The 24,794-nt window shown below is 67.1% G+C and carries 29 protein-coding genes and 1 pseudogene; 18 read left to right on the top strand and 12 right to left on the bottom strand.

Annotated features, from left to right (window positions below):
* Positions 1 to 51: 51 nt before the first annotated feature.
* The 3 genes from A5622_RS23630 to A5622_RS23620 are packed head-to-tail and all read right to left on the bottom strand — an operon-like array spanning position 52 to position 2,151.
* Positions 52 to 321, bottom strand: coding sequence for an exodeoxyribonuclease VII small subunit (locus A5622_RS23630; protein WP_066881557.1), 270 nt, complete (start codon positions 319 to 321; stop codon positions 52 to 54).
* Positions 311 to 1,555 carry an exodeoxyribonuclease VII large subunit gene (xseA, locus tag A5622_RS23625; protein ID WP_066881556.1) on the bottom strand — a complete coding sequence of 415 codons (1,245 nt, stop codon included), beginning with the start codon at positions 1,553 to 1,555 and terminating at the stop codon, positions 311 to 313. Before xseA ends, A5622_RS23630 begins: the two co-directional genes overlap by 11 nt.
* On the bottom strand, positions 1,552 to 2,151 hold the full coding sequence (locus A5622_RS23620) for a lipid droplet-associated protein (RefSeq protein ID WP_066869116.1): 600 nt from the start codon (positions 2,149 to 2,151) through the stop codon (positions 1,552 to 1,554). Before A5622_RS23620 ends, xseA begins: the two co-directional genes overlap by 4 nt.
* An 89-nt stretch (positions 2,152 to 2,240) precedes the next feature.
* On the opposite strand from A5622_RS23620, the gene A5622_RS23615 reads away from it, so the two are divergent.
* Positions 2,241 to 3,251, top strand: a complete 1,011-nt coding sequence (locus tag A5622_RS23615) for a 4-hydroxy-3-methylbut-2-enyl diphosphate reductase (protein ID WP_066881555.1) — start codon at positions 2,241 to 2,243, stop codon at positions 3,249 to 3,251.
* Between the two features lie 14 nt (positions 3,252 to 3,265).
* Here A5622_RS23615 and A5622_RS23610 read toward each other — a convergent pair whose 3' ends face one another.
* Positions 3,266 to 4,459: a DUF6542 domain-containing protein gene (locus tag A5622_RS23610; protein ID WP_197508083.1), complete on the bottom strand. Its 1,194-nt coding sequence runs from the start codon at positions 4,457 to 4,459 to the stop codon at positions 3,266 to 3,268.
* A 142-nt stretch (positions 4,460 to 4,601) separates the two neighbouring features.
* Between A5622_RS23610 and ychF the strand changes: the two genes are divergently transcribed.
* A complete protein-coding gene (ychF, locus tag A5622_RS23605; RefSeq protein ID WP_066881554.1) occupies positions 4,602 to 5,675 on the top strand; it encodes a redox-regulated ATPase YchF in 1,074 nt (357 codons plus the stop codon).
* Positions 5,676 to 5,896: 221 nt separating this feature from the next.
* On the opposite strand, the gene A5622_RS23600 is transcribed toward ychF, so the two are convergent.
* A complete protein-coding gene (locus A5622_RS23600; protein ID WP_197508082.1) occupies positions 5,897 to 6,550 on the bottom strand; it encodes a TetR/AcrR family transcriptional regulator in 654 nt (217 codons plus the stop codon).
* Positions 6,551 to 6,674: 124 nt separating this feature from the next.
* Between A5622_RS23600 and A5622_RS23595 the strand changes: the two genes are divergently transcribed.
* Both A5622_RS23595 and A5622_RS23590 read left to right on the top strand, forming a co-directional pair.
* Positions 6,675 to 7,427 carry an SDR family NAD(P)-dependent oxidoreductase gene (locus tag A5622_RS23595; RefSeq protein WP_066869093.1) on the top strand — a complete coding sequence of 251 codons (753 nt, stop codon included), beginning with the start codon at positions 6,675 to 6,677 and terminating at the stop codon, positions 7,425 to 7,427.
* Positions 7,428 to 7,567: 140 nt separating this feature from the next.
* Complete coding sequence (locus tag A5622_RS23590; RefSeq protein ID WP_066881552.1) at positions 7,568 to 8,119, top strand: VOC family protein; 552 nt, start codon at positions 7,568 to 7,570, stop codon at positions 8,117 to 8,119.
* 530 nt (positions 8,120 to 8,649) lie between these two features.
* Here the strand turns inward: A5622_RS23590 and A5622_RS30340 are convergent.
* Positions 8,650 to 8,841 carry a hypothetical protein gene (locus A5622_RS30340; RefSeq protein WP_067139224.1) on the bottom strand — a complete coding sequence of 64 codons (192 nt, stop codon included), beginning with the start codon at positions 8,839 to 8,841 and terminating at the stop codon, positions 8,650 to 8,652.
* Positions 8,842 to 9,111: 270 nt separating this feature from the next.
* Between A5622_RS30340 and A5622_RS23585 the strand changes: the two genes are divergently transcribed.
* The 6 genes from A5622_RS23585 (at position 9,112) to A5622_RS23565 (ending at position 12,330) form a co-directional block, all read left to right on the top strand.
* Positions 9,112 to 9,510 (top strand): VOC family protein, encoded by a 399-nt coding sequence (locus A5622_RS23585; protein ID WP_066869085.1) that lies wholly within the window; start codon positions 9,112 to 9,114, stop codon positions 9,508 to 9,510.
* Positions 9,511 to 9,605: 95 nt separating this feature from the next.
* Positions 9,606 to 10,034: a hypothetical protein gene (locus tag A5622_RS23580; RefSeq protein ID WP_156753067.1), complete on the top strand. Its 429-nt coding sequence runs from the start codon at positions 9,606 to 9,608 to the stop codon at positions 10,032 to 10,034.
* A gap of 52 nt (positions 10,035 to 10,086) precedes the next feature.
* Positions 10,087 to 10,452 (top strand): hypothetical protein, encoded by a 366-nt coding sequence (locus A5622_RS28645; protein WP_082972113.1) that lies wholly within the window; start codon positions 10,087 to 10,089, stop codon positions 10,450 to 10,452.
* An 83-nt stretch (positions 10,453 to 10,535) separates the two neighbouring features.
* Positions 10,536 to 10,895: a hypothetical protein gene (locus A5622_RS28640; RefSeq protein ID WP_082976118.1), complete on the top strand. Its 360-nt coding sequence runs from the start codon at positions 10,536 to 10,538 to the stop codon at positions 10,893 to 10,895.
* 128 nt (positions 10,896 to 11,023) lie between these two features.
* The gene (locus tag A5622_RS23570) at positions 11,024 to 11,647 is read left to right on the top strand and encodes a C40 family peptidase (RefSeq protein WP_231998208.1); all 624 of its coding nucleotides are present in this window, start codon (positions 11,024 to 11,026) and stop codon (positions 11,645 to 11,647) included.
* Between the two features lie 359 nt (positions 11,648 to 12,006).
* Positions 12,007 to 12,330, top strand: coding sequence for a putative quinol monooxygenase (locus A5622_RS23565; protein ID WP_066869073.1), 324 nt, complete (start codon positions 12,007 to 12,009; stop codon positions 12,328 to 12,330).
* A gap of 7 nt (positions 12,331 to 12,337) precedes the next feature.
* Here the strand turns inward: A5622_RS23565 and A5622_RS23560 are convergent, their stop codons facing one another.
* Positions 12,338 to 13,018: a guanylate cyclase gene (locus tag A5622_RS23560; RefSeq protein WP_066869070.1), complete on the bottom strand. Its 681-nt coding sequence runs from the start codon at positions 13,016 to 13,018 to the stop codon at positions 12,338 to 12,340.
* 153 nt (positions 13,019 to 13,171) lie between these two features.
* On the opposite strand from A5622_RS23560, the gene A5622_RS23555 reads away from it, so the two are divergent.
* On the top strand, positions 13,172 to 13,381 hold the full coding sequence (locus A5622_RS23555; RefSeq protein WP_066869068.1) for a hypothetical protein: 210 nt from the start codon (positions 13,172 to 13,174) through the stop codon (positions 13,379 to 13,381).
* Here A5622_RS23555 and A5622_RS23550 read toward each other — a convergent pair.
* Complete coding sequence (locus A5622_RS23550) at positions 13,333 to 14,166, bottom strand: adenylate/guanylate cyclase domain-containing protein (RefSeq protein WP_066881549.1); 834 nt, start codon at positions 14,164 to 14,166, stop codon at positions 13,333 to 13,335. The two genes, A5622_RS23555 and A5622_RS23550, sit on opposite strands and share 49 nt — an antisense overlap.
* Positions 14,167 to 14,287: 121 nt before the next feature.
* On the opposite strand from A5622_RS23550, the gene A5622_RS23545 reads away from it, so the two are divergent.
* Positions 14,288 to 15,697, top strand: a complete 1,410-nt coding sequence (locus tag A5622_RS23545) for a glucose-6-phosphate dehydrogenase (RefSeq protein ID WP_066869061.1) — start codon at positions 14,288 to 14,290, stop codon at positions 15,695 to 15,697.
* 16 nt (positions 15,698 to 15,713) lie between these two features.
* Positions 15,714 to 16,736: a phosphogluconate dehydrogenase (NAD(+)-dependent, decarboxylating) gene (gene gnd, locus A5622_RS23540; protein ID WP_066869058.1), complete on the top strand. Its 1,023-nt coding sequence runs from the start codon at positions 15,714 to 15,716 to the stop codon at positions 16,734 to 16,736.
* 52 nt (positions 16,737 to 16,788) lie between these two features.
* Here the strand turns inward: gnd and A5622_RS23535 are convergent, their stop codons facing one another.
* Entirely contained in the window at positions 16,789 to 17,652 is an 864-nt protein-coding gene (locus A5622_RS23535; protein ID WP_066881548.1) for an alpha/beta fold hydrolase, read from the bottom strand.
* Between the two features lie 122 nt (positions 17,653 to 17,774).
* Between A5622_RS23535 and A5622_RS23530 the strand changes: the two genes are divergently transcribed.
* The 3 genes from A5622_RS23530 to A5622_RS23520 all read left to right on the top strand — a co-directional run bounded on the left by A5622_RS23530 (position 17,775) and on the right by A5622_RS23520 (position 20,526).
* Positions 17,775 to 18,251, top strand: coding sequence for a VOC family protein (locus tag A5622_RS23530; protein ID WP_066869050.1), 477 nt, complete (start codon positions 17,775 to 17,777; stop codon positions 18,249 to 18,251).
* 108 nt (positions 18,252 to 18,359) lie between these two features.
* Positions 18,360 to 19,268, top strand: coding sequence for an alpha/beta fold hydrolase (locus A5622_RS23525; protein WP_066869156.1), 909 nt, complete (start codon positions 18,360 to 18,362; stop codon positions 19,266 to 19,268).
* A 31-nt stretch (positions 19,269 to 19,299) separates the two neighbouring features.
* Positions 19,300 to 20,526 (top strand): wax ester/triacylglycerol synthase domain-containing protein, encoded by a 1,227-nt coding sequence (locus A5622_RS23520; RefSeq protein WP_066881570.1) that lies wholly within the window; start codon positions 19,300 to 19,302, stop codon positions 20,524 to 20,526.
* Here A5622_RS23520 and A5622_RS23515 read toward each other — a convergent pair whose 3' ends face one another.
* Positions 20,527 to 21,141: a hypothetical protein gene (locus tag A5622_RS23515; protein WP_066881547.1), complete on the bottom strand. Its 615-nt coding sequence runs from the start codon at positions 21,139 to 21,141 to the stop codon at positions 20,527 to 20,529.
* A complete protein-coding gene (locus tag A5622_RS23510) occupies positions 21,138 to 22,718 on the bottom strand; it encodes a pyruvate, phosphate dikinase (protein WP_066881546.1) in 1,581 nt (526 codons plus the stop codon). The genes A5622_RS23515 and A5622_RS23510 overlap by 4 nt, the downstream gene beginning before the upstream one ends.
* Before the next feature lie 209 nt (positions 22,719 to 22,927).
* On the opposite strand from A5622_RS23510, the gene A5622_RS23505 reads away from it, so the two are divergent.
* Together A5622_RS23505 and A5622_RS23500 are read left to right on the top strand one after the other, a co-directional pair.
* Positions 22,928 to 23,449, top strand: coding sequence for a DoxX family protein (locus A5622_RS23505; RefSeq protein ID WP_066869040.1), 522 nt, complete (start codon positions 22,928 to 22,930; stop codon positions 23,447 to 23,449).
* 120 nt (positions 23,450 to 23,569) lie between these two features.
* Positions 23,570 to 24,121: a hypothetical protein gene (locus A5622_RS23500; protein WP_066881544.1), complete on the top strand. Its 552-nt coding sequence runs from the start codon at positions 23,570 to 23,572 to the stop codon at positions 24,119 to 24,121.
* A gap of 474 nt (positions 24,122 to 24,595) precedes the next feature.
* On the opposite strand, the pseudogene A5622_RS23495 reads toward A5622_RS23500, so the two are convergent.
* A pseudogene (locus tag A5622_RS23495) lies at positions 24,596 to 24,794 on the bottom strand (hypothetical protein); the annotation flags it as partial.

Genomic DNA, 24,794 nt, shown 5'->3' with positions numbered 1-24,794 from the left:
TGTTCCAGTTCGTAAAAGGGTTTTCATCCACGCCCCCCGATGTCGCCGGATTCAGGCATCCTCAGGCTCGCCCGCCGCGAGCGCATCCTCGATCCTCTTGCGGGCGCCAGCTAAGTGCTCCTCGCACCGTTTAGCCAGTTGCTCGCCCCTTTCCCAGAGCTTCAGCGATTCATCTAGGTCCAGGCCGCCCTGCTCGAGCACCCGCACGACTTCGATCAGTTCGTCCCGGCAGGCTTCATAGGCCAGGTGACTAATAGGTGTAATGGATTTGCTCTCCTGAGGGACGGCGGCGTCGTCCCCGCCGTCGTTTCTACGCGCCATCGGAGGGTCCTTCGCTCACTGCGGCCACGGCGCCGTCGGCCACCCGCACCCGCAGTCGGGTGCCCGCCGGCGCGTCGTCGACCGACCGGAGCACCTGGTTCGTCGGCCCGATGGCCTGCACCACGGCGTAACCGCGGGCCAGTGTGGCCGCCGGCCCCAACGTGGCCAGCCGCGCGCGCAGGTGGCCGACCCGCTCGGTCTCGGTGGCGGCGAGGCGGGTGATGTCGCGGCGCATCGCCGACCGGGCGCGGTGCACCTCCTCGGCGCGCGCCGTCAGCGCCGCCAGCGGCTCGGCCAGCACCGGGCGGCTGCGGATCTGGGCCAGGGCCCGTTGCTCGCGGGTCACCCAGTTGCGCAATGCCTGCGCGCTGCGCCGGCGCAGGTCGTCGAGCAGCCGCAGCTCGGCGGCGGTGTCGGGGACCACCTTCTTCGCGGCGTCGGTGGGGGTGGCCGCGCGCAGATCCGCGACCAGATCGCACAGCGGGTTGTCGGGTTCGTGGCCGACCGCACTGATCACCGGGGTGCGGGAGGCCGCGATGGCGCGGCACAGCGTCTCGTCGGAGAACGGCAACAGGTCCTCGACGCTGCCGCCGCCGCGGGCGAGCACGATGACGTCGACATCGGCGTCGCGGTCGAGTTCGCCCAGCGCCTCGACGATCTGGGCGACCGCGTTGGGTCCCTGCACGGCGGTGTTACGGACCGCGAAGCGCACCCCGGGCCAGCGTGCGGCTGCCACGGTGGTGACGTCGCGTTCGGCGGCGCTGGCCCGCCCGGTGATCAGTCCAATCATGTTGGGCAGGAAGGGGATCGGACGCTTGAGCCGGGGATCGAAGAGGCCTTCGGCATCCAGCAGCCGGCGCAGCCGATCGATGCGGGCCAGCAGCTCACCCACCCCGACGGCGCGAATCTCGGACAGCCGCAACGAGAATGTGCCCCGGCCCGTGTAAAACGATGGCTTGCCGCGCACCACCACCTGCGTGCCCTCGGCCAGCTTCACCGGCGCGTTCAGCACCAGATCGCGCGGGCAGGTCACGGTCAGCGACATGTCGGCGGCCGGGTCACGCAGCACCATGAACACGGTTTTGGAATCCTGGCGCATCGAAATCTGGGCCAGCTGACCCTCGACCCAGACGGTGCCCAGCTTGTCGATCCAGCCCGCGACCCGGATGGCCACCGCGCGCACCGGAAACGGATTCTCGGCGGAGTTCGGTTCGGAGGTAACGGCCGGGGTCACTTCGCGTTCGCGCGGGTGATCCTGTTGGCGAGCAGCGTCTGGAACGGTGCCCGGCCCTTGGTGGCCTGCTCGTAGGCCAGCAGGGCTTCGAGCTCGTCGATGCTCAGCGACTGCAGGCGCGCCCGCAGCTGCGCCAGCGTCAGCGACGTGTAGTCCAGCTCGGTGACCACTTCCGGTTGCGGAACCGAGGCGCCGGCCGCCGGCTTCTTAGATTGCCGGGCCGGGCGGGTCAGGGCGCTGGCGTCCTCGTGCGCGTCGGCCACCGAGTACAGGGCGAACCGGCCCTCGGCCCTGCGCTCGCCTTCGCCGCCGTCCTGCAATGCGCCGTACGCCCCGTCGGCCGCGTCATCGATGTCCTCGTCGAAGGTCGCCCATTCCGGCTTCTCGTCCTTGGGCGGGAAGATCGATTCGAGGGTGCTGTCGCCCTTGATAGCCAGCTCGGCAAGGTTCTGTTGGAAGCGCATCACGATGTGCGCTGCCTGGCTGGCCAGTGTCATCGGGTACATCAGGATGGTTTTCGGCAGCCTGATGGTCTCTTCGACCGCGACTGTTGCCGCGCCGACCAGCAGCCGAACTCCATACGGTGCAGTGCCCATGGGTCCAAGATTGCCCTAAGCGGCGGCTAACTCCAAGCCCAGCGGCGCGAGCTGGCAAGCCCGTGTCCGCGGTAAGTACCCTGGACGTCATGCCGCCGACTATCGACATGGGGATTCCCGGCCTTGTGGGAGGACCAGCGCGTTCGGTAGCCGGCGACCCAGTCCGCAAGCGTGTGCTCCTGGCCGAACCGCGTGGTTACTGCGCGGGCGTCGACCGGGCCGTGGAGACCGTGGAACGCGCACTGGAAAAGCACGGGCCGCCGGTCTACGTGCGTCATGAGATCGTGCACAACCGCCACGTGGTCACCACCCTGGAAAAGGCCGGCGCGGTGTTCGTCGAGGAGACCGACGAGGTTCCCGAGGGGGCCATCGTGGTGTTTTCCGCGCACGGCGTCGCGCCCACGGTGCACGCCGCGGCCGCCGACCGGAACCTGCACACCATCGACGCCACCTGCCCGCTGGTGACCAAGGTGCACAACGAGGCCAGGCGTTTCGCGCGCAACGACTACGACATCCTGCTGATCGGCCACGAGGGCCACGAGGAGGTCATCGGGACCGCGGGGGAGGCGCCCGACCACGTGCAGCTGGTCGACGGGGTCGCCGCCGTCGACAACGTGACCGTGCGTGACGAGAACAAGGTGGTGTGGCTCTCACAGACCACGCTGTCGGTCGACGAGACCATGGAAATCGTCGAGCGGCTGCGGCAACGATTCCCCAAGCTGCAGGATCCGCCCAGCGACGACATCTGCTACGCGACCCAGAACCGCCAGGTGGCGGTCAAGGCGATGGCACCCGAGTGCGAGCTGGTGATCGTCGTCGGGTCCCGCAACTCCTCGAACTCGGTGCGGCTGGTCGAGGTCGCCTTGGGTGGCGGGGCCGCGGCCGCGCACCTGGTGGACTGGGCCGACGACATCGACCCGTCCTGGCTCGACGGCGTCACCACGGTGGGCGTCACCTCCGGGGCGTCGGTTCCCGAGGTCCTGGTCGAGGGCGTGCTAACGCGGCTGGCCGAGTGCGGCTTCGACGTGGTGCAGCCGGTCACGACCGCGCAGGAGACCCTGGTGTTCGCGTTGCCGCGGGAGATCCGGTCAGTTCGCTGAGCTTGCGACCTGCGCTAGACGTCGTATTCCCAGGATTCCGCCGGCGACCGGCCGGGCGTCCGCGTGCGGCTGCGCCGCTCGGTGTGCGGCTCGCGGGGCGGTTCCTGCGAACCGGCGCCCCGGTAGCGGACCTGGGAGATGGGGTGATGGGTTCCGTTCGTGCCGGTTGACGGCGGACGCCGGCGCCTCGGTTCATACGGCGGCGCGTACGGTTCGCGGCTTTCGTACCGGCCCCCGGAAGTCGGGCCGCTCGGCGGCTCATACCTGTCCCCGTAGGACTCAAAGCCGTCGAAACGGCTGCTCCGCGGGGTGGGCCGGTCGTAGGGGCTGCGGCGGGGGCGCGGTTCGCGACGCGGTTCCCGGGCCGATTGGCCACGCGGATCGGCGTCGGCGTCCGGCCTGGGCCGGCGGGACCGTCGGGGCGGCTCGGCGGCGTCATAATCGCGGGCCGACGCGGCGGTGCGGCGGGTGCTGCGCCGGGGACGTTCGGGCCGCTCGGCCGGTTCGGACCCGTCGCCCAACGGCTCGCGGGAATGCCGGGAACGGCTACGGGCCGAGCGGGTCGTGGAGCGGGTGCTGCGCGTCGTGCGGCGCGTCCTCGACGACGAGCTCGACCTGCGGGCGCGGCGGGCATCGGTGGTTTCGTCGGTGTCGTCGTCGTCGGTATCCGACTGCAGCACCGACTGCGCCTTGGCGACGATGCCATTGAAGAACGACTTGACGGCCACACCGGCGGCGTCCGGAGCGTCTTCAGAGGCGCGCGCCGATGTCCTTGTCTTGTAGGCGTTTCCGAAATACCAGCGGGCCAGTCCGATCGCCAGCACGCCGCCGGCGGTGCCCAGCATCAGCGGGAAGCGCTCGATCAGCGGATAGCCACAGTTGATCAGCAGGTCTTTGAGGCGGCCGACCTTGGCATCGTGGAACAGCCAGTAGGCGCCCGGCACCGCGCCGAACAGGATCAGGGGCGGCTGGATGATCGTGGTGAAGATGCCGTCCTGGCGTACCGCCAGCACCGCCGCCACGCAGCCGGCTATATAGAAGCCCGCGAAGACGTGGGTCAGCTCCTTGTGACCAGCGTCGATTCCGTAACCGATGGCGGTCGCGGTGACGGCGATAAGCAGGGCTGCGTACCAGGGGACACCTGGGATGTTTGGAAGGATCGAACGGTGACCATCCGCCACCGTCGAACTCGCCCGCTGTGCTGACACATGTAGACCGTACCGGGAATGGGCCGAAAGGCCCGTAAATACCTCGTTGCGATCCTGCGCGCGCCATGCCGGCGTGCAGTATCGGCGGTGATCAACGGTCCCCGGCGCCCGTGGTCGCCAGGACCCCTAGACTTGGTTCCCCGTGAGCCTGAGCCTGGGAATAGTGGGGTTGCCCAACGTCGGCAAGTCGACCTTGTTCAACGCGCTGACCCGGAACAACGTGGTGGCGGCCAACTACCCGTTCGCGACGATCGAGCCCAACGAGGGCGTCGTCCCGCTGCCCGATCCCCGGCTGGACAAGCTGGCCGAGATGTTCGGCTCCGAGAAGATCGTTCCGGCGCCGGTCACGTTCGTCGACATCGCCGGAATCGTGAAGGGCGCCTCCGAGGGCGCCGGCCTGGGCAACAAGTTCCTGGCCAACATCCGCGAGTGTGACGCGATCTGCCAGGTGGTGCGGGTGTTCGCCGACGACGACGTGGTGCACGTGGACGGCAAGGTCGACCCGCGCGCCGACATCGAGGTGATCGAGACCGAGCTGATCCTCGCCGACATGCAGACCCTGGAGAAGGCCGTGCCGCGGCTGGAGAAGGAAGCCCGCAACAACAAGGAGCGCAAGCCGGTGCACGAGGCCGCCGTCGCCGCGGAGGCGGTGCTGGACTCGGGCAAGACGCTGTTTGCGGCCGGCGTCGACGCCGCACCGCTGCGCGAGCTGAACCTGATGACCACCAAGCCGTTTCTGTACGTGTTCAACGCCGACGAGTCAGTGCTGACCGACGATGCCCGCAAGGCCGAGCTGTCCGCGATGGTCGCCCCCGCGGACGCGGTGTTCCTCGACGCGAAGATCGAGGCCGAACTCCAAGAGCTCGACGACGAGTCGGCCGCCGAGCTGCTGGAGTCGATCGGGCAAACCGAGCGGGGACTGGATGCCTTGGCGCGGGCCGGTTTTCACACCCTCAAGCTGCAGACCTACCTGACGGCGGGCCCAAAAGAGGCGCGCGCGTGGGTGATTCATCAGGGCGACACCGCACCGAAGGCCGCCGGGGTGATCCACACCGATTTCGAAAAGGGCTTCATCAAAGCCGAGATCGTCTCCTACGACGACCTCATCGCCGCTGGCTCGATGGCGGCGGCCAAAGCGGCGGGCAAGGTCCGCATGGAGGGCAAGGACTACGTGATGGCCGACGGCGACGTGGTCGAGTTCCGGTTCAACGTCTAGGGGCTGCCTCGCACGCCGTCGGCAACGCGATTTGCGCGCGTACACACCCATTCGACTACGCGGAGAACATCTTTCACCGTATGGGTTTGCCGACCCGAACTAGGATCATGGAATTGCACCGGGAAGGGCCGGCGTTGGCGTCCCGGGTAGGTGCGGAGCGATGGGTTGAGCCTCACACGCGTCGAAGTGGCCGAGTGCTCGGTGGAACAAAGTCGTCAGCATCAGGTAGCCAACCCGGTGAAGACGGCGTCTAGTAGCGCGTCGATGTAGGCCTCCGACAGGTCGCTGTGCTCGTAGGGAACAAGCAGGCGGTGATAAACGGGCCCATAAAGCAGATCGAGGACGACGTCGGGATCGAGCCCCTCTCGAAGCTCCGAGGAGTCGATCCCGCGCCGGACGACGGATCGGGCGCGTGCTCGCCGGGGCTCGACCCAGCGTGTGGTCATCGCGTTGCGCAATTCGTCATCGATCTGGGCCCGTCCGATCAAGATGCGCAATATATGGCCGTGCGGAGTCCGGTACAGGCGGACCAGGGATCTCAGTGATGCCGCCAAGCTTTCGCGGGCGGTGCCACGTTCGACGATCGGAGCGGCCCGATCCACTTCGGCGAGGAACGCATCCATCACCACCGTGGAGATGTTCGGCCACCTCCGGTAGATCGTCGTCTTGGCGACCCCCGTTCTTTGAGCCAGCCGTTCCACGGTGAGCGCATCGAATCCCATTTCGGTGCCGAGCTCCAACGCGGCCCGCAGAATCATCGCCGTCGTCTTCTCGCTCCTCGTCGGCCCTCCGCTTCGCTGCCCATCCGATTCCGTTGCCGACATCACGGGCTCCTCTTCATCCAAGGCGTCTTCATTTAGGGCGTCTTCATCCAAGGCGTTTCATTTAGGGCGTCTTCATCCAGGGCATCGCTGGGTACGACGATATCTCCGTTTGACAACAATCGCTACGCTACGTAGCGTTGTTTGAGCGACGATTCTTATAACCACGGGAGGGTGCATGAGCGTCGACCACCTCAGCGAAGACCTGCGCGGCAAGGTAGCGATCGTGACCGGCGCGGCCAGCGGCATCGGTCGGGCCATTACCCGACAGTTGATCGAATACGGCGTCAATGTCGTCGCCGAAGACATCGACCCCGCGATCGAGCATCTGTACTCCGACATCGACACGGTGGCGCCACTCGTCGGTGACGTCGCTCAGGAACAAACGGCGAACGACGCGGTCGAGTTGGCCAGTCGCCGCTTCGGCCAACTCGACATCCTGCTCAACAACGCCGGCACCATCATCAACAAGCCGGTCATCGACACGACCCTGGAAGACTGGAATCACATCCTCGATACCAACGTCACCGGGGCGTTTCTTCACACCCGAGAGGCGATGCGCGCAATGATTCCCCGCCGGAGTGGCGCCATCGTGAACATCGGTTCGTACGCCTGCTTTCAAAGCTTCAAGACGATTTCGGCCTACGCCGCGTCCAAAGGAGCGCTCGCGCAGCTGACCCGCACGTCCGCCCTGGAGGCTATCGATGACGGCATCCGGATCAACGCCCTCGGCGTCGGTGATGTCGTCACCAACATCCTGGGCGATCCAGAAAACCTGGTCGAGCATGGGAAAGGCGCGCCCGTCCAACGCGCCGCGGATCCCGCCGAAATAGCCCATGTCGCAGCCTTTTTAGCCTCCGGCTTGGCGAGTTACGCCGTGGGCGCCGTCTGGATGATCGACGGGGGTATGAGCGTCGCTATCCCAAACTGATCGGGTGCCTCGGTGTCTCCCTTCTGAACGGGCCGCTTCTGGTGACTCGAGCGGTTATCGCAAGCATTCGCGTTATCCCGTCAGTCGCATCAGCGCGATACGCGGACAGTCTGTTCATGGATGACTAAGGTTGGAGCACGATGCGGTGGCGGGGTGTGTGTCACGTCGAGTTCGCGGTGCTGGACTACGACGACTCCATCGCGTTCTACGACGCGTTGTTCGGCTGGCTCGGCTACAGCAGCTTCTCGTCGCTCAACATGGAATACGAGTCGACGTATTACATGACGCGAAACGTCAACCCGCACAGTTACATCGGCATCCAACCCGCGCGGACCGGGGCGAAGCTGACGCACGCCGACCAGGCGGTCGGCATCAATCACATTGCGCTGTGGGCCCGCAACGGGGCAGAGGTCGACCGCTTCCACCGCGAATTCTTGGTCGCGCGCGACATCCCGGTCACCGACGAACCCAAGGAATACCCGCAGTACTGGGCCGGCTACTACGCGGTCTTCTTCGACGACCCGATCAACGGGATCCATTGGGAACTGGCCGCTGTGCCGAAAGTGCCTACTCCCCGCCAACTTTGGTCGTTCTACCGCGCCCTCCGCGCGTTCGCCAGGAACCGACCGGATCTGGCGAAGACGGTGCCGGGCGTCGCCTGGCAGGCCAGGAGAACCCTTCCGGGCCGGTGATTCGGCGCGTCGGGTCACGGTCTGGACGGGCGAGAAACGGGCGGCATATGCCGGACGCGCGAGGCCGCCAAACGAAGCTCGCGTCCAGAAAACGAACGTCGGACTGGTTGCAAGTCTTGGGCGTCGTCGTCCGATGACGTACGTTGAGCACAGCGACGGGCTCGAACGGGTTCGTCGGAACTCGTTGAACGCCATCCGGGCCGAGCGGTTCTCCTACGGCACTCTGGCGCCAGACGAGTAACTGTCTTGAGCTACGCGGCGTGCCAGCCATCCACATGGCCCAACGGGGAAGTAAAAACTCGAAAGGCGGGGCTGTGGCTGACCACGCCGATACCTGGCACCTGGCGACGGCTCAACGCGATCGATTGCTCAACGTCCTTGAGTTCGAGTGCATCGTTTCCGGACTACACAGAGCGACCGCCCAGGAAGTGTCTTTTGCCGCGATCGGGTCATGCCTTCGAGCAAGACTGCTGCTAGCGCAACTGGGGAACGAACCGAGGCGAACGCCTGCAGGCCGCCGCCCCGATGCGTCAGCGCCCGCGCTGGGTGGCCAGGCGGATAAGACACCACCAGGCCGGCCAGTCGAACCTCCGCCGCCCTCCAGCGGCGATACCCACCCGTTCGCCGAGGGCCTGGAAGACCGCCTTCGGGCGCGACAGCGCAATACGGTCCGGGCCCAGCTGTTTGCCGCCGATGCCCACAATCGGGCGGCCCGAGTTCACGATCGCGCTATAAGCGCGGGACTAGGTGACGTCGCAGCGCATAGACAAGCGGCCGAGAGCCACCGCGCCGCTCAAGCTGACGCCATCCTGCGGCGCTGGACATATTTGACGGCAGCCACCCGAGATCGCATTAGCGAAACCGGTGCCGAAGGATCGACTGGCACCTGAACTCGTCAGGATGCCCGCCACTGTGATGGCGGTCGGAGGTGTCGGGGGCGGCGCTTAGCATTCCGTGCTCAGACGCCCACCGCGCTCACCTGGAGGCACCGCATGAAATTCATATCGACCCGCATCATCACGGCCGACGTCAGGCGGCTCGTCGATTTCTACCAGCTGGTCACGGGGGTCTCGGCCGTCTGGGGCAACGAGCTTTTCGCCGAGATCCCGACGCCGATCGGCACGCTGGCCATCGGCAGTGATAAGACCGTCCCGCTGTTCGGCGACGGTTCCGCCGAACCCGGGGCCAACCGGAGCGCCATCCTGGAATTCATCGTCGAGGACGTGGACTCCGAATACGCGCGCCTCCGCGAGCACGTCGGCGAGGTGGTGACGGAGCCGACCACGATGCCCTGGGGCAACCGCGCACTGTTGTTTCGGGATCCGGATGGAAACCTGGTCAACCTGTTCACCCCGGTGACGCAGGAGGCGCGTGCCAAGTTCGGAGTATGACCGGCCCGCAGAGCGACCCTTCAAATTGAGCACGCTCAGTGGTTTCATTGACCTATCAATGCTTCCTACGTGGGGTGTAACGAAGGGAATCCGTCATGGCCAGTGTCCCGAGTCGCCAGGCTCGCTTGGCGCATGCGACCAAGCATGCCGAATTATGGAATGCCGGGAAGAAGGACGCATGGGTAGCGTCTTGGCGCACGATCTGTCCGGGCGAGGTGCGCATGTTCGATCCGGTCGGTACGGCCGAAAAGCACGGCTTCGACGTCGCCACCTCTGACGCGTTCGACATGTTCCAGTCCATCCTCAAGATCAAGATGATCACCGTTCAGGTGAACGGCAACGAGATGGCCTGGGTCTGTGAGAATCGCTTCGGTACTGAGCCCAACGTTCAAATGGCTTACAGCATTGAGACTTTCGCATGGGACGACGACGGAAATCTTCTGATCAAGACCTACTATCCGATGCCTGAGACCGTCGGCTCCGAGAGTGACCCCTACGCCCATCTCCTCGACGGCCGCCAGTAGTCGCCCGTAATTGCTACTTGCCCGGATGCCGGTATCGAGAAAGTGTGAGGGGATGCAGACGGTGAAGCGGACAGCGAGCGTGGTGGTGGGCGGCGCCTTGGCGCTGGGCGTTCTGGGTCTCGCCGGTGGCCCCGTCGCCGCGGCGGCCCCGGCGCCCACCGGCCACTGGTGTCCCGGCGATCCGTGGAACCCCGCCTGGGGAAATGTCTTGGACTGGGACTGGCATCAATGCCACGACTGGCAAAGGCCCGGGGGCCCGTCCGCGCCCGCGGGCTGGGGGCCCTGGGGACCGCCACCGGCGTGGGCCCCGCCGCAGCCACCGCAACCGGCTTGGGCGCCCGGGGCTCAGATGATGTGGAACCCGACCGGTGCCGGCAACTGGGGAATCTGGAACAACGGAATCTGGACGCCCATCTGATCCGACATCTCCCTGTGTGAGGAACTGGCCGCTACGGCGCCTGGCGGTCGAAGCAATGGGCCGCCGCAGCGTTAGGGTGAGCTGTGGCCGCCGAGGATCGTCTCGAGCCGCCCGCGGAGTCGGAACGGCGGGCGCACGCGCTCGACGAGCGCGAAGATTCCGTTGCCCGACGCGAGGCGGAGTTGAAAAGGCGGGAATTTCAGGCCGGTAGACGAGACCGGGTCGCCGACCAGCGTGAGCAGATCGCCGACGACCGCGAGCGGGCGGCCGACGAACGCGAGCAGCGAGCGGACGAACGCGAGGGCTCGGCCGCGGAGCGCGAACGCGAGCGGCTGCGGCGCGTGGACGAACGAGGCAAGCGCGTGCGAGCCCGCGCCAAGCGAGAGCAAGCCGACGTCGATCGGGAGACGGCGCAAAGCGAACGAAGCCGGGACAAGGCTTAGGCCTCCGCGGCAAGCGCCCGGGGGCCGAGGGCGGGCGCTCGGCAACCGCAGGCGCTTAGCCGCCGAAAATATACCGGTGCCTAATAAGTTTGCTCTAGGTGCGGCGCACGTCATGGTCTGAATAGCGAATGACCTGCGCCACAAATTTTGGTTCACGACAATTGTTATTGCTAGCCTCCCTGCCCATGGTCGTTATTGCATCATTGATGTCGTTAATCAGTCAGGTCTCCGGCACGCCCTATATTGCGGGTGGAGATTCGCCCGCCGGGACCGATTGTTCGGGACTCGCGTCCTGGATTGCTAATGCAGCAACTGACAGGCCCGTTTTCGGGGATCGATTCAACACCGGAAACGAAGAGGGTGCATTGTTGGCGCGCGGCTTCCAATATGGAACCGCCCCCAACGCGTTGGTCATCGGCTGGAACGGTGGCCACACGGCGGTGACGCTGCCGGACGGAACGGCGGTCTCCAGCGGTGAGCGTGGCGGGGTGCACATGGGCGGTGCGGGCGCCTACCAGGCCGGATTCACGCACCATATGTTCCTTCCGATGCCCGCGGAGGACGCGCCGCCGCCGCCGCTGTTCGCTCCGCCGCCCCCGCCCGACGCGCCGCCGCCTCCGCCGGACGCGCCGCCGCCCGCGCCCGACGCTCCTGCGCCGCCACCGGATGCGCCGCCGCCACCGCCGGACGCTCCGCCGCCACCGGCCGTCCTGATCGACGCTCCGGCGCCGCCGGCTCCGCCCGGAATGTGAATTACATTTATCCGGCCACGCAGGAATTGCGAATTGATAACAAAATACATCCGACGTAGTTCGCCATAATGGATTGTGTCCTCGGTAGCGCGAGCCGAATCGGGTGGCAGTATCGGTAGTGAAATACTCCCGGCATCGTCCGGTTTGTGAGCTCCGCCACTGGAACCGTGCGGCGCAAGTGGGCTCATGCGTCTTGAGAGACGCATGAGCCCACTTTGCTCTGACCATTACTTAAAGCAAATTACGGCCAGCAGTCCTCCGTCGCGGCGGTCCGCCACCAATCGCGGCCGGATAGGCTGGCGCTGCCCGCGGAGACCGGGCGGGCGTAACCAGAAGCAGCGAACCTAGGCGGGGCCGCAATGATCTTCATCGTCGTCAAGTTCGAAACCAAACCCGACTGGACCGACCGCTGGCCGGATCTCGTCGCCTCGTTCACCGCGGCGACTCGGGCCGAGGAAGGCAATCTGTGGTTCGAGTGGTCGCGCAGCCTGGACAACCCGGCGGAGTACGTCTTGGTGGAGGCGTTCCGCGACGATGAGGCCGGCGGTGTCCATGTCAACAGCGATCACTTCAAGCGCTTCATGCAGGAACTCCCGCCCGCGCTGAAGTCCACCCCGAAGATCATCAATCAGACCATCGATGCCACGGGTTGGTCTGAGATGGGCGAGGTGGCGGTCGACTGACCCTCGACTAGCCGATTGATATCTCGATTTCATCGCCCAGGGCATAGCCCGGTGCGAGCGGAAGCCGGTCACCGCTCCAGAACGACCCGGGGTCGAAGTAGTTCGAATACTTCTCGGTGGTGAGCAACCCCATCTCCTCGTAGGTGATTGCCACGGTTTCCGCGCAGTAGGCCACTTCCAGGCCGAGCCGCTGGCGTTCCTTGCGCCGCTGTGTCGATTCGCGAACCTTCCTGTCCACGAACGGGATTCCCCGCCCCCAGTCGTAGGCGTTCGGGAGCCGGCCGCGCAGCCATCGGCCGGTCAACCGCATGGTGGTGGGAAACGCGGTGCCGTCCATCCGCGCGATCACGCGCAGCAGCTTGTTCTCTTGCTCCCGGGTGGCCGGCGGCGTCAGCTGGCGTAGCCAGCACCGTTGGTGGTAACGCTGCGACCACTGCGTGACCGATTGGGCAAGGTCGTTGAGTTGCACGCCACGATGATTCGTCCCCGTCCACAGGTCGACGAGCTTGTCACCCAGTTCGGCGTGCCAGATCAGCGGCGGCAGGTCGTCAATGGCCACCGTCATGCCGACGTGGTTCACCGGGCTGTTCGTCAGCGTCTGGATCGCGCGGTCCGGTCCCGAGCCGCCGCGAAACAGCCAAAGGTCGCCGGTGCGGGTCTCTTCGAGCGCTTGGTTCAAGGTGAGCATCTTGGTAAGCCCGTCCGCCGCTGCAGGTTTCGCCGTTGTCGTCGCCACTATCAGCCCGCCGGCACGGCGCGCGTGATCCGTCGCCGTGCGTTGCGGGCACACAAGTCAACCACAACCGGGCCACAACGATCCGGCGGCGCATAGCCTGATGTCATGCGCAATGTGTGGAAGTGGCTGGGGTTGGCGGGTGCCGCCGGTGTCGTCGCCGGGGGCGTGCTGGTCGTCCGCGACCAGCGCAAGCGGCGGGCATACACCGCGGACGAGGTCCGCGATCGCCTGCATCAGCGATTGGCCGAATACAACGGCGACGGCGTTCAGTCCGGCTCGGAATCGGCCGGCGACTCGACGGCGAACAAGCGGTAGGTGCCCGAAAAGCCCTTCAGCTCCACATTGCGGCCGTCGTCGAACCGGACGCCGTCGGAATCGGAAAGCGCGTCTCGCACCGGCTGACTCACCAGAATCTGCCCACCCACCGCTTGGGCGGCGACCCGGGCCGCCATCGCGACGTTGCGGCCGAACAGGTCGTCGCCACGGCGCACCGAGCGGCCCATGTGGATCCCGATCCGAACGCGAATCTCCTCGCGCCGCTTGCGGTTTGCCTGCCTGCGCAACGCATGCTGCAGGTCGATACCGCACCGGACCGCCTCCTCGGCGCGGGAGAAGGCGATCATGAATCCGTCGCCCTGGCTCTTCACCACATGACCGGACCGTCGCCGCACCAGATCCGAGACCAGCTTGTCGTGCGAGCTGATCAGCTTGACGAAGGCCCGGTCGCCGATCCGCTCGTTGAGTGCGGTGGACTCCTCGATGTCGGAGAACAAGATCACCACCCGGCCGTCGGGAGTGACGCGAGCAAGGTCGGGTCGCTCGACTTCGGCCCAGTCCGCGAGGTCTTCGATGCTGCTGCGCACCACGGCGCCGAAGCCTTCCTTGCGCATCAGGTTGGCGGTGTTCCACACCCTCTTGACGGCCTCGCGCCCGCCCGACAGCAACTGGTTGCGGGTGTCGGTCCGCTGGCGCAGCTCGTCGAGTTGCTGTTGGCTGCGCACCAGCAACCGCCACAACACAATCAGCGCGATACCTTCGATCGCGGCGATCCCGGCCAGAACGTAGACCGTGACGTGCAGCGGGTCAGCCATGCCGGTCATCCTTTCAAGGCCGCGGTCCGCCCAGGTTGTCGGCCCTATCGGCAGTGTCTAGTGTTGAGTCCGCCGGCCGCGGGTAGTGATCTCAAGGGAGCCGATCAGGTGACTTTCGGGAGGAGCGGTTTTGGCCGACGACGACAGTAACCCATCTGACCTGCTGGTGATCTTCGGAATCACCGGGGACCTGGCGCGGAAAATGACGTTCCGGGCGCTGTACCGGCTCGAGCGCCGCGACATGCTGAACCACCCGATCGTGGGCGTGGCCAGTGACGACATCACCCTCGAACAGCTGCAGGACCGGGCGCGCGACGCCATCAAGGCATCGGGGGAGCAGTTCGACGACGCGGTCTTCGATCGGCTGGCGGACCGGCTGTCCTACCTGCACGGCGACGTCACCGACGCCGGCCTCTACACGCAGCTCGCCAAGAAGATCCCGTCGGATTCCCATCCGCTCTACTACCTGGAGATGCCGCCCGCCCTGTTCGCGCCCATCGTGGAGAACCTGGCGAAAGCCGACCTGCTGGAGCGGGCCCGGGTGGCGGTGGAAAAACCGTTCGGCCACGACTTGGACTCGGCGCGCGACCTCAACGCCCGACTGCGCGCGGTTCTCGACGAAGACCAAATCCTGCGCGTGGACCACTTTTTGGGCAAACAACCCGTCGAGGAACTGCAATACCTGCGGTTCGCGAACAACGGCCTGGCCAAGCTGTGGGACCGCGACAGCATCTCCGAAATCCACATCACCATGGCCGAGGATTTCGGGATCGAGGACCGCGGCAAGTTCTACGACGCGGTGGGCACGCTTCGCGACGTGGTGCAAAACCACCTGCTGCAGGTGCTTGCCCTGGTCGCCATGGAGCCCCCGGTCGGCGCCGGCGCCGACGACCTGAACGACAAGAAGGCCGAGGTCTTTCGGGCGATGCCCGCCCTGGATCCGGAGCGCTGCGTGCGCGGACAGTACCGCGGCTACACCGATGTCGCCGGTGTCGCAAAGGATTCCACCACCGAGACCTACATTGCGCTGCGGACCGAGATCGACAACTGGCGGTGGGCCGGCGTGCCGATTTTCCTACGCGCCGGAAAAGCGTTGCCGGACAAGGTCACCGAGGTCCGGATGTTTCTGCACCACGTTCCGGGCTTTTCGTTTCTGCCCAATCGCCGCCCGCCCGAGTGCAATCAGATCGTGCTGCGCATCGACCCCGATCCCGGGATGCGGCTGCAGTTGTCCGCGCAGGCCGGCGATTCCTGGCACGACGTTCACCTGGATTCGTCGTTCGCCGAGGATCTCGGCGAACCGGTACGGCCCTATGAACGCCTGCTTTACGCCGCGTTCAACGGCGATCACCAGTTGTTCGCCCGCGAAGACGCCATCGAAGAGACGTGGCGAATCGTGCAGCCGGTGCTGGACAAGCCGGGCCGAATCCATCACTACGACCAGGGCTCCTGGGGGCCCGAGGCCGCGAAGGCGCTGCTGCGTGGTCACCACAGCTGGCAAGAGCCGTGGCTGCCGCGCAGCACGCCCAAGGAACAGTAAGGAGACGAGGGACACGATGCAGCTTGGAATGATCGGCCTCGGCCGGATGGGCGCGAACATCGTCCGCCGCGTGGTCAAGGACGGACACGAATGTGTGGTCTACGACCACAATCCCGACGCGGTCAAGGCGATGGAGGGTGAGGACAAAACCACCGGGGTGTCCTCGCTGAAAGAACTCGCCGAGAAGCTGAAGGCACCGCGACTGATCTGGGTTATGGTCCCGGCCGGAACCATCACGACCGGGGTGATCGACGAGCTGGCCGAGACGCTGGACTCCGGAGACATCGTCATCGACGGCGGCAACTCCTACTACCGAGACGACATCCGTCACGCAAAGACGCTGTCGGAGAAGGGAATTCACCTACTCGACTGTGGCACCAGCGGCGGCGTGTGGGGCCGGGAGCGCGGCTACTGCCTGATGATCGGCGGCGACGACGAGGCTTTCCTGCACGCCGAGCCGATCTTCGCCAGCGTCGCACCGGGCGTCGACGCCGCGGCGCGCACGCCGGGCCGCGAAGGCGAGGTCGAGCGGTCGGAGCAGGGCTATCTGCATTGCGGCCCGTCCGGCGCCGGGCACTTCGTGAAGATGGTGCACAACGGCATCGAGTACGGCATGATGGCCTCGCTCGCCGAGGGGCTGAACATCCTGCGCAACGCCGACATCGGCAAGCACGTGCAGGAGGGCGACGCCGAAACCGCGCCGCTGGAACACCCCGAGTTCTACCAGTACGACTTCGACATTCCCGAGGTCGCCGAGGTGTGGCGGCGCGGCAGCGTCATCGGCTCCTGGTTGCTGGATCTGACGGCCATCGCGTTGCACGAATCGCCGGACCTGAAGGAGTTCTCCGGCCGGGTCTCCGACTCCGGGGAGGGCCGCTGGACCGCCATCGCGGCGATCGACGAGGGAGTGCCGTCACCGGTGCTGACCACCGCGCTGCAGTCCCGCTTCGCCTCGCGCTCGCTCGACGACTTCGCCAACAAGGCACTCTCGGCGATGCGCAAGCAATTCGGCGGGCACGCCGAGAAGCCGGCGAACTAGCGGCGGTTGACGAGGGCGGCGTAGCCGGGCGAAGCGGGTCGCCGCCATTGAACTAGCGGCGGTTGACGAAGGCCACCACCGCGTCGCTGAACGCGTCGTTGTTGTCGCCGGCCGCGGTGTGGCCGGCGTTGGACAGCTCGACGAATTCCGCGCGCGGGACGGTAGCCAGGAAGTGCCGCACGCCCTCCGGGCTCACCACGTCGGACAGCTTTCCGCGGATCAGCAACACGGGAATGGTCAGACTCTTGGCGGCCTGCTCGAAGCTCTCGGTGCGCAGTTCGGGATCGTCGCCGGGCTTGGTCATGAACGCCGGGTCCCAGTGCCAATACCAGCGGCCGTCGCGCAGGCGCAGGTTCTTCTTCAGGCCCTCGGGGCTGCGTGGCTTGCTCCGGTAGGGCAGGTAGGCGGCGACGGCGTCGGCCGCCTGCTCCAGCGAGTCGAAGCCGTCGAGGCCGCTGAACATGAAGTCGCGGATGCGGGCGCTGCCGCCCTTTTCGAACCGGGGCACCACGTCGACGAGCACCAATCGGGTGACCCTCGCCGGACCGGCCCGGTACGCGGCCAGGATGCCGGTCAGGCCGCCCATGCTGGCCCCGATGATGGTCACCGGGCGACCGATCGCCTCGAGGACCCGCATGACGTCGCCCGTCAGCGTCTCGATCTCGTAGTCGGCGTCGGGCGAGCGCGCGCTGTCCCCGTGTCCCCGCGAGTCGAGCGCCACCACGTGCAGCCCCTCATCGGCCAGCGTTTGACCGGTGTTCTTCCAGGAAAACCGGTTCTGGCCGCCCCCGTGCAACATCAGGATGCTCGGCCGCCCGGCACCGCCGGAGCCGCGATTCCATTCGTCGGCGACCAGGGTGATCCCGCCGACACCGGCAAACTCAACCGTCTCGGGACTGCTGCTGACGGTACTCATGCGATCTGACGTTACATAGGCCGGTTAAGCACTGTTGCGCGGGTGGACGACGCGGTGAGTTTTCGTCGGCGCCCGGGTCTAGCAATGCAGAAACGCACGAGCCGTCAAGGAGGCCGAAGGACATGCCATCGATCACCCCGTCGTTGTGGTTCGACGACAACCTGGAGGAAGCCGCCAAGTTCTACACCTCGGTGTTCCCCAACTCCCACATCGAGGGTTTCAACCAGACCACCGACGCCGGACCTGGCGAACCCGGGACCGTCCTGTCCGGCAGCTTCGTGCTGGACGGCACCCGGTTCATCGGGATCAACGGCGGTCCGCACTTCCAGTTCAGCGAAGCGGTGTCCTTCACGATCCACTGCAAGGACCAGGACGAGGTCGACTACTACTGGGACCGGTTGACCGACGGGGGCGAGGAATCGCAATGCGGCTGGCTCAAGGACCGCTTCGGGCTGAGCTGGCAAATCGTCCCGGACCGGCTCTACGAACTGATCAGCGATCCGGATCGCGACCGGGCGGCGGCGGCCACCAACGCGATGTATGGCATGCGCAAGATCGTCGTCGCCGAGCTGGAGCGGGCCGCCGCACTGCAACAGTGAAAACCGCTGATACAGCGGTGTTTTGACGCCATATCGACCAGGGTCGGTGCGTCGCGCGGCCGCACAGGTTAGGTTGATCCCTGCGGAGACGTCGAGCAGGGAGTGAACATGGCTGAACCAGGCTGGATCGACGTGACCGGGCCTGCGGGCGATCTCAAGTGCCTCACCTGGGGGCCGAACGACGGTCCCATCGCGTTGTGCCTGCATGGCTTCCCCGACACGCCCTATGGCTGGCGCAAAGTCGCGCCGCGGCTCGCGTCGGCGGGCTGGCGGGTGGTCGCGCCTTTCATGCGCGGATACGCGCCGTCGTCGATCCCGGTCGACGGCAGCTATCAGGTCGGTGCGCTGATGGACGACGCCCTGCGGGTCCGTGAGGCCGCGGGCGGCACCGACAACGACGTGATCATCGGCCACGATTGGGGCGCGATCGCCGGGACCGGGCTGGCCGCCATGCCCGACAGCCCGTTCACCAAGGCGGTGATCATGTCGGTGCCACCGTCGGCGGCGTTCCGGCGGCGCGGGGGTGGCGCCGCCGAGCGGGGCCGGCTGGCCGCGCATCTGGCGCGCCAGGTGTTCCGCAGCTGGTACATCGTGTACTTCCAATTGCCTTGGCTGCCTGAGCGTTCCGCGTCCTGGGTGTTGCCGCTGCTGTGGCGGCGGTGGTCGCCCGGTTATCGCGCCGACGAGGATCTGCGGCACGTCGACGCCGCGATCGGGGCGCCGGAGAGCTGGCGGGCGGCGCTGGGACCGTACCGCGCCACCATCCGCAACACCCGGCCGTCGGCGCGGTATGCCGAGCTGAATCAGCTGTGGACCGAAGAACCCCTGCTGCCCTGCCTGTACCTGCACGGCCGCGACGACGGTTGCATGACACCGGCTTTCACGCGCTGGGCCGAAAAGGTGTTGCCCCCGGGCAGCGAGGTCGGCATCGTCGAACATGCCGGGCACTTCCTGCAGCTTGAACAGCCCGACAAGGTCGCCGACCTGGTGCTCGGGTTCATCGGTTCGCCGGGCTGACACCGTGGCCATCGCCGTACCGGGGCACCGGATGGCCGCCGTCGACGCGCAGTTCTACTGGATGTCGGCCAAGATCCCCAACGACGAGTTTCTGCTGTACGCCTTCGACGGCGAGGCCGCCGACTACCCGCACGCCGTCGAGCGACTCCGCGGGCGGGCCCACGCCGAGCCGGCGCTGACGATACGGCTGAAAGACCGCGGCCGGTTGCGCTACCCGCGGTGGGTGCCGGCGGCCGTCACGCCCGAGCAGGTCGTCCGCCACGAGTTGGCCCATGACAGCTGGGACGGCGTGCTGGCCGCGGTCGCCGGCCTCGCGGCCGACCAGCTGGACATTCGCCGAATGGCCTGGCGGCTGCACGTTTTCACCCCGGTGCGCGGCATTCCGGGCGTCGCCGGACCGGGGACGGTCGCGGTGCTGCAGGTCGCGCACGCGCTGGCCGACGGCGCCCGCTCCGCGGCCATGGCGGCCTGGCTGTTCGGCAGGTCCGAGCCGGTGCCGCCGGTGCCCGTCCCACGCCCCGGGTTCCTGCCCTGGCGGGCGGTCCACGCGGCGCGGACCCACCGCGCGCTGGAACGCGACATCCGCGCGGGCCGGCTGGCCGCCGGGGCCGGGTCGCGTCCGGTGCTGCAGACGAACGCATGTCCCGGCGGCGCCCGCGCGGCGCGGACGTTGGTGCGTCATCGCTCCCAGCTGCCGGGCCCGACGGTCACCGTGGGCGTGCTGAGCGCGATATCCCAGGCCCTCGCCAACCTGCTTGGTGGGCAATGCGATTCGCTGGGCGCCGAGGTGCCGATGGCCAAGCCCGGCGCGGCGCGGGCGTACAACCACTTCGGCAACGTCGTGGTGGGGCTGTACCCCAGCCTCGGACCGAACGCGCGCGCCGAACGGATCGCGGCCGACCTGGCCAACGGCCGGCGCCGGTTCGAGCACCCGGCCACCAGGGCCGCCGACCTCGCGTTCGCCGCGGTGCCCGCCGGCCTATTGCGGTGGGGCATCGGGCAATTCGATGTACACGAGCGCGCGACCCAGGTGTCGGGTAACACCGTGGTGTCCAGCGTCAACCGGGGGGCGGCCGATCTGAGCTTCGGCGCGGCCCCGGTAGTGCTGACGTCGGGATATCCGGCGCTCTCGCCGATGATGGGGCTGACGCACGGTGTGCACGGCATCGGCGACACCATCGCGATCAGCGTGCACGCGGCGGCATCGGCCGTGCCCGATATCGATGCCTACCTGGCGCTGCTGGACGCGGCGCTCTAGCTATTGCGCATCACCGGATCTGGCGGCTTCTTCGCGGGTCAAACCGACGGCGCCGATCAGCTCTTCGTGCAGCTCGAACCACACGGTGTGGTAGGAGTCGATCAGCGGACGGGTCAGCCACGTCGTCTCCCCGGCCCGCACTTTGTCCAGCGCCGCAACCAGTTTCGTGCCGTAAGCGCGCAGCCTCGGCAGCTGCGCCGCGGCCGCCTCGACGATCGGCATGGTGCGGGCGTGCACGTCGTCGAGGCGGGCCAACACCGCGGCGTCGTAGTCGGCATCGTCATGGGCGTTGGGAGCGCCGCCGGGGCCGCCCTTGAGCTGCCAATCCGTCACCAGGCGTTTGAAGTCGGCGTTGACCGCGCGAAAGTCGGCATAGGCGGCGGCCATGGCGGTCGAATCGATGCCCGCGCGCTCCTCGGCGAGCAACGCCGCGAGCCTGTCGCTGCCGGCGGAGGTGATCCGTAACGTCACGCCTTCGGTCAGCAGTCCGGCCGCGGCCAGCCGCTCGACGGTGGGAGTGATGGCGGCCAGGTCGGTGCCCAGGGTCGCGGTCAGGTCGGCCGGACTCACCCGGCCCTTGAGCCGAACCGCTTGCAGCACCTCCAATTCCGTCATTGTGCTGGTTTCGATGCCAGGCGCAGCGCGGTCAGCATCACGATCAACGGGGTCGCCGAAACCACGTCGGCGTGCCCGGCGTCCAGGGCGGCGCGCACGGCGGCCTCGGAGCTGTCGTCGAGCCGCACGTGGTCGCCCGCCGGGTGGGCGCGCAGCGGGCTGAGCGGCCGCGCGATGTCGGCCAGTTCCCGCAGTTCCGGCGTATCGTCCTCCGACCACGCCGACAGGCTCAGCTTGCCTTCGCGCACTTCGCCTTCCGCGCCGTCGACGGTGATCTGCTTGCCGGCCAGCGCTGCCGCTACCCCCTGGCCGCAGCCCACCACCGCGACCCGGCCCAGTTCGCGGCTGACCACGGCCGCATGGCTGGAGGCCCCGCCGACCTCGGTGACGATGGCCTGCGCGGCCAGCATGCCCGACACATCTTCGGGCCGGGTGTGGTCACGCACCAGGATCACCGGCTCGCCGCGATCGGCGGCGCGCAGCGCCTCGTCGACATCGGTGTACGCCGTTCCCGAGGCCACGCCCGGGCAGGCCGGCACTCCCTTGGCCAAAAGCGGTGCCGCCAAACGTGTCTCGGGCTGCAGCGCCGGTTGGAGCAGGGTCCGGACATGCGCGGGGGTCACCCGCCGCAGCATCTCCGCATCGTCGATGAGTCCCTCGTGCCGCAGTTGCAGCGCCGAGCGCACCGCCGCCTGTGCCGAACGCTCCGCCGAGCGGGTCTGCAGCAGCCACAGCTTGCCGTCCTCGACGGTGAACTCGATCTCCTGGATGTCGGCCTCCAGCCGCTCCAGGCTGCCGGCGGCAGCAAGCAACTCGTCGTAAACGGCCGGCTGTTCGTCGCGCAGCGCGACGATCGGTTCGACGTCGACCGATCCCGAGACCACGTCGTCGCCCTGGCCGCCGGGCAGCCATTCGCCGAACGGCTCGTTGTCACCCGTTATGGGGTTACGCGAAAAGAACGCTCCAGCACCGGAATTGGGGCCGAGATTGCCGAAAGCCATGGCCTGCACGACGACCGCGGTGCCGTGCTGATCGTCGATTCCGTAGTGGGCGCGGTAGGCGATCGCGCGCGGCGAATTCCAGGAGGCGAACACCGCCTCGATGCCCGCGCGTAACTGTGCGTACGGATCGGAGGGCACCGATTCGTGTTCACCGACGCCGACGATGCGCCGATACATTTCCGTGAACCGCCGTCGGGTATCGCGGGCGAAGGCCTGGTCGCCGGCTGCCGCCAGCGCCTGCTCGACGGCATCGTTGATGCCGAGGTCAAGGATGGTGTCCATCATGCCCGGCATCGACTGGGTGGCTCCGGAGCGCACGCTGACCAACAGGGGCTGCGGGCCACGCCCGAACGTGCGCGAGGTTTGCGCCTCGAGCCAGCGCATCCGGTCCAGAACGTCGTCCCAGATGGCGTCCATGGTGGCCACCGGGTCGGCGAGATAGCGCAGTCCCACCGCGGTGGTGATGCAGAACGCCGGCGGTACCGGCAGGTTCTGCCGGCGCATCGCGTCGATGCCGTGGCCCTTGTTGCCCAGCAACTCCCGCGGGTGGCTCGACCTTCCGTCCAGCGACACCACGGAGTGCTCGATGGGCGGGACTCGTCTGCTTGACGCGTGGGTGCCGCCTCGTGCGATACGAGCCGTGGTGCACCCCCTTTGTGGCATACCTACTGATCGGGCCGACGTCGGAACGCCCGCAATGTTCCCACACGGACCAACGGATTAAGCGACGTAGCTGCTCGGCGGCTCTTGTCCTGCCACCCATCCCATGATCTAGGTTTACAACTATGACTTCATATGACACGTTCCATGACGTCGGAGTACTGATCCTGCGGCTGGTGTTGGGCGTGACTTTGGCTGCGCACGGCTACAACAAGTTCTTCGGCGGGGGACGCATCCCCGGCACCGCGCGCTGGTTCGAAAGCATCGGCATGAAGCCCGGTAAGTTCCACGCCACCGTGGCGGCGACCACCGAAATGGCCGCCGGCCTGGGACTGGCCGCCGGCTTTCTGACCCCGATCCCGGCGGCGGGCTTCGTCTCGCTGATGCTGGTCGCGGCCTGGACCGTGCACCGCGCCAACGGCTTCTTCATCGTCAAGGAGGGCTGGGAGTACAACCTGGTGCTGGCGGTCAGCGCCGTGGGCGTGGCCACCCTGGGCGCGGGCAAGTACAGCCTGGACTACCTGGTCTTCGGGAAGAACTGGTTCGACGGCTGGCAGGGTCTGGCGATCTCGGCGGGGCTTGGCCTGCTTGGGGCGATCGGCCAATTGGCGATCTTCTATCGGCCGCCGGCCAAGCAAGCCGGTTGATCTCGCCGCTGATGTCGCCTGGCGATGCGCTGCAGCTCAGAGCGCCTCTATAAGAGGCGCCGTGCGCGACTAGGAGTTAAACTCACCGCCGTAGCTCTTTGCCCAGCAAAGGAGGCACCCATGGCCCGCCTGCGTTCCCGACTGGCCCGCGCGGGCGTGGTTACCGCCATGACCGGTCTGACCGCCACTGGGTTAGCCACGACGGCCGCGGCCGACCCCGCCAATAATCCGGCCGACGTGCAGACGCTGATGAGCCACCTCTCGGGCGGCTACACCCCCGCCGACTGCCACCCAGCGGGCGCGCACTCCGCCGTGGCGGTAGCCGCGGTCAACTGTGACAACTACAGTCACGATCCCGGCGGCCCCTGGAACGCGGATTACCTGCTGTACGCCAACACCGACGATCTGAACGCCGACTTCCAGCGCAGCCTCACGGAGGCCCCGCAGACTCCGGCGCAACCGTTCCCTGATGGCACCAAGGGGCCCACCGAGTGGAATCGCGGCGGCCATAACGGGTCGGTGGTGTTCCTCGGCACCGGCCGAGACGACGGCGTCTATCTGGTCTGGACGGACATCCCCGCGCGGACGCTGGTGGTCGCCGAGCAGGGCATCGCCCCGGAGAGCACCCAAGCCGCTCTGTACGACTGGTGGCAGGCCGAAGGCGTTCGCTGATTCGAGTTCGCACCAATTGTGGAGGTGGTCGAATGGTCTCGGAGGAAAGAGCTACTCGGGGTGCGCCACCGCGCCACAAAGCCGCGCTGCGGCTCTATACATTCACCAGCGAAAAATTAGGATCGGGTGCCATGGCGAATCGAACGGGCAGGGCCGCAATGTGCGTTGGTGCCGTCCTTGCACTGGGACTCGGGGGCATCGGTGGTGTGGGTATTGCGCGTACCAACGCCGCCCCCGCGCCGATCGAGGTCGCCCCTGCGCCGATCGCGGCCCCGACGCCCGCATCGCCCGACGGCGTTTGCTGCAACGACGCCGTCCAACCCCAAGCAAGCGGCTCGGACTGCATAATCGGCCTGAACTGCGGCCAAATTCGGCCGCGTCCTCGCCGGACGGCGCCGGCGCCCCTTCCTCCGCCTCCTCCGCAGCAATAGTCTTACCCGGCGCTGCCTTCGCTCGGGTCTGACCGCTCGAGCTTTACGTCGTGCCGTCTCCCTCGCTCAGTAGATCCTCGGGGTGATGGAAGGTGTTGGTCCGCGGTTGCCCGCGGTCGAGGTGTGGTGGTGGGATCCATTCGGTGTCGCCGTTGGCGCGTTTTCGGGTGGTCCAGCCCTTCTCGAGGAGGCGGTGGTGGGGTCCGCAGGCCAGGGTGAGTTGGTCGATGTCGGTGCGGTGA

The organism is Mycobacterium sp. 1245801.1 (genome assembly GCF_001673055.1).
Taxonomy (GTDB): Bacteria; Actinomycetota; Actinomycetes; order Mycobacteriales; family Mycobacteriaceae; genus Mycobacterium; species Mycobacterium europaeum_A.
The sequence above is the reverse complement of the archived record's forward strand: the minus strand, read 5'-3'. Positions and strand labels throughout refer to the sequence as shown.

Excerpts from the sequence above, each read along its gene's own strand:
- A5622_RS23535 (WP_066881548.1), bottom strand. The coding sequence starts at position 17,652 with ATGAGTACCGTCAGCAGCAGTCCCGAGACGGTTGAGTTTGCCGGTGTC.
- A5622_RS23615 (WP_066881555.1), top strand. The coding sequence starts at position 2,241 with ATGCCGCCGACTATCGACATGGGGATTCCCGGCCTTGTGGGAGGACCA.
- A5622_RS23630 (WP_066881557.1), bottom strand. The coding sequence starts at position 321 with ATGGCGCGTAGAAACGACGGCGGGGACGACGCCGCCGTCCCTCAGGAG.
- A5622_RS23620 (WP_066869116.1), bottom strand. The coding sequence starts at position 2,151 with ATGGGCACTGCACCGTATGGAGTTCGGCTGCTGGTCGGCGCGGCAACA.
- A5622_RS23595 (WP_066869093.1), top strand. The coding sequence starts at position 6,675 with ATGAGCGTCGACCACCTCAGCGAAGACCTGCGCGGCAAGGTAGCGATC.
- A5622_RS23565 (WP_066869073.1), top strand. The coding sequence starts at position 12,007 with ATGATCTTCATCGTCGTCAAGTTCGAAACCAAACCCGACTGGACCGAC.
- gnd (WP_066869058.1), top strand. The coding sequence starts at position 15,714 with ATGCAGCTTGGAATGATCGGCCTCGGCCGGATGGGCGCGAACATCGTC.
- A5622_RS23590 (WP_066881552.1), top strand. The coding sequence starts at position 7,568 with ATGCGGTGGCGGGGTGTGTGTCACGTCGAGTTCGCGGTGCTGGACTAC.
- A5622_RS23550 (WP_066881549.1), bottom strand. The coding sequence starts at position 14,166 with ATGACCGGCATGGCTGACCCGCTGCACGTCACGGTCTACGTTCTGGCC.
- A5622_RS23500 (WP_066881544.1), top strand. The coding sequence starts at position 23,570 with ATGGCCCGCCTGCGTTCCCGACTGGCCCGCGCGGGCGTGGTTACCGCC.
- A5622_RS23580 (WP_156753067.1), top strand. The coding sequence starts at position 9,606 with ATGGCCAGTGTCCCGAGTCGCCAGGCTCGCTTGGCGCATGCGACCAAG.
- A5622_RS23515 (WP_066881547.1), bottom strand. The coding sequence starts at position 21,141 with ATGACGGAATTGGAGGTGCTGCAAGCGGTTCGGCTCAAGGGCCGGGTG.
- A5622_RS23525 (WP_066869156.1), top strand. The coding sequence starts at position 18,360 with ATGGCTGAACCAGGCTGGATCGACGTGACCGGGCCTGCGGGCGATCTC.
- A5622_RS23555 (WP_066869068.1), top strand. The coding sequence starts at position 13,172 with ATGCGCAATGTGTGGAAGTGGCTGGGGTTGGCGGGTGCCGCCGGTGTC.
- A5622_RS28645 (WP_082972113.1), top strand. The coding sequence starts at position 10,087 with ATGCAGACGGTGAAGCGGACAGCGAGCGTGGTGGTGGGCGGCGCCTTG.
- A5622_RS23570 (WP_231998208.1), top strand. The coding sequence starts at position 11,024 with ATGACCTGCGCCACAAATTTTGGTTCACGACAATTGTTATTGCTAGCC.
- A5622_RS23560 (WP_066869070.1), bottom strand. The coding sequence starts at position 13,018 with ATGCTCACCTTGAACCAAGCGCTCGAAGAGACCCGCACCGGCGACCTT.
- A5622_RS23585 (WP_066869085.1), top strand. The coding sequence starts at position 9,112 with ATGAAATTCATATCGACCCGCATCATCACGGCCGACGTCAGGCGGCTC.
- A5622_RS23505 (WP_066869040.1), top strand. The coding sequence starts at position 22,928 with ATGACTTCATATGACACGTTCCATGACGTCGGAGTACTGATCCTGCGG.
- A5622_RS23530 (WP_066869050.1), top strand. The coding sequence starts at position 17,775 with ATGCCATCGATCACCCCGTCGTTGTGGTTCGACGACAACCTGGAGGAA.
- A5622_RS23520 (WP_066881570.1), top strand. The coding sequence starts at position 19,300 with ATGGCCGCCGTCGACGCGCAGTTCTACTGGATGTCGGCCAAGATCCCC.